The following is a 2,269-nucleotide window of genomic DNA, read 5'->3' as shown; positions in this document are numbered from 1 at the left end:
TACCTCAAGGGCGTCTGGCCCGAGGTCACCACCGAAAAGCAGGGCGGGATCTCGGTCCCGATCGCCGAGGCCCAGGACTTCAAGGGATCGGGAAAGACCTACACCACGGAGTGGTTCCAGTACTGTGGCGTCGAGTCCTACGCCGGGGTCCAGCCCGACTACGACTCGGAGAACTACTTCCGGGTGGGGTCGAACCCCGGCTACGAGTGGCAGAGCGAGGCCTACTCCGAGGGCGATCGCCTCCACGTCGACGACTTCTCCGACTACCAGGAGTGGACCAACGGTGTCGGCGACCCCGGAATCGGGAAGGGCGCGACCGGTCGGTGGCGCTCGGAGGACGCCGAAGACACCATCCCGATCCAAGTCATCAGATCCGAACGGATCGAGGAGTTGGCCCAGGAGGATCCGTGGCTCGAGGCCTCCACACAGGACGGCTTCGTCGCGTGGCTCAACAAGTGCACCCACTTCTGCTGCGTCCCCAAATACAAAACCGAGGGCTCCGCCAAGTTCGGCGGCGAAAACGACGTGTACTGCCAGTGTCACCAGTCCGTCTACAACCCGTTCAGCCTCGTTCAGACCCCGTTCGTGGCGCGCCCCCGTCCCGAGTAATCTCCCGGGTGACGCTGTCCCCGCGCTCCTGTTTTCAGTCCTGATACTTCGGTCCGTGGTCTTATACGGCCGTTACTGAGAGTTTCCGAACACGACCATGTCGGTAGCACCTGACGATTCCGGCGGGGGTATCGGCCGAACCACGAATATCGGTCTCTTCGGCACACTGCTTGTCGCCGTTGGAGCGGTGCCGATGGCGATCGAACCGTACATTCCTGCCGTGGTCCGCCGGAACTTCGGGCTCCGGGTGTTCCTGTTGGCGTTTGTCTCGATCGTGATCGCCCCGGGGATCGCGGTCGTCGCCTTCGACGACGTGCTTGCGGCGGCGCTTTTCATCAGCGCCGTCGTGACCGCGACCGGCTTCCTGGGCTACTGTGAGATGTATCGGGCGCTCCGGGAGATCAACACCCGGATCAAGCGGGTCGACGACGGCCACTTCGACATCGCGTTCGACGCCGACAGGATCGACGAGATCGGGGAAACGTACCACGCGCTGGAGAAGACCGCCCAGTCGCTGTGCGAGACGATCGAGCGCGCGGAATCCGAACGGGAGACCGCCGAGGACGAACGGGAGGCCGCCGAGGCCGAACGGGAGCGGGCCCAGGAACTCCACTCGCTCCTCGAAGCACAGGCGACCGAGTTCGGCGCGACGATGCGGGCGGCCGCCGACGGCGACCTCACGCAGCGGCTGCCGGTCGACACGGACAACGACGCGATGGCCGAGATCGCGACCGCGTTCAACGGGATGATGGACGACATCGAGGCGGCCGTCGACGAGGTCCGGGAGCTCACGGCTGACGTCGCGGCCGCGACCGCGGACGCCGAGACCGGAACCGCGGAGATCGAGTCGGCGAGCGCCGAGGTCAGCACGTCGATCCGGGGGATTGCCGACGACGCCGACACGCAACGGGAGATGCTCGAGGAGGTTTCCGGGGAGATGAACGACCTCTCGGCGACCGTCGAGGAGGTGGCGTCGTCGGCACAGACCGTCGCGGAGACTGCGACCGAAACCGCCGACGCCGCCGAAACCGGCGAGGCTACCGCCCGCGACGCTATCGACGACGCCCGCGAGGTGCAGGCGGTGATCGACACCACGGTCGACAACGTCGAGGCACTGGACGACCGGATGGCCGAGATCGGTGAGATCGTCGGCCTCATCGGCGACATCGCCGAACAGACGAACATGCTCGCGTTGAACGCCAACATCGAGGCCGCCAGGGCCGGAAGCGCGGGCGGCGGTGACGGGTTCGCGGTCGTCGCCGAGGAAGTCAAGACGTTGGCCGGCGAGACCGGCGAGTCCGCCGAGGAGATCGAGCAGCTCATCGGGACAGTCCAGGATCAGACCGAAACCACCGTCGAGGAGGTTCGGACCGCCCAAGCACACGTCGCCGAGTCGGTCGACGCGATCGAGGACGCGGTCGAACTGTTCGAGCAGGTCTCGGAGAACAGCCGACGGGCCGACAGCGGCATCCGGGAGATCAGCGACGCCACCGACGACCAAGCCGCAAGCACCGAGGAGACGGTGTCGATGGTCGAGGAGGTCGCGGAGATCAGCCGGAGCACCGCCGACGAGGCCGGTGCCGTCTCCGCGGCTGCCGAACAGCAGGCCTCGTCGGTCGCGTCGGTCGGCGACACCGTCGAGTCGCTCGCGTCGGTCGCC

At 66.6% G+C, this 2,269-nt stretch carries 2 protein-coding genes; both read left to right on the top strand.

Going from position 1 to position 2,269, the window contains the following annotated elements; genetic code table 11:
- On the top strand, positions 1–609 hold a 609-nt coding region (locus Q0925_RS02940), incomplete at its 5' end, for a ubiquinol-cytochrome c reductase iron-sulfur subunit (RefSeq protein ID WP_299331772.1).
- Positions 610–802: 193 nt separating this feature from the next.
- On the top strand, positions 803–2,269 hold a 1,467-nt coding region (locus Q0925_RS02935), incomplete at its 3' end, for a methyl-accepting chemotaxis protein (protein WP_299331771.1).

It is taken from the genome of Haloplanus sp., from assembly GCF_028275055.1.
Taxonomy (GTDB): domain Archaea; phylum Halobacteriota; class Halobacteria; order Halobacteriales; family Haloferacaceae; genus Haloplanus.
This window is presented reverse-complemented; position numbering and strand designations above follow the sequence as displayed.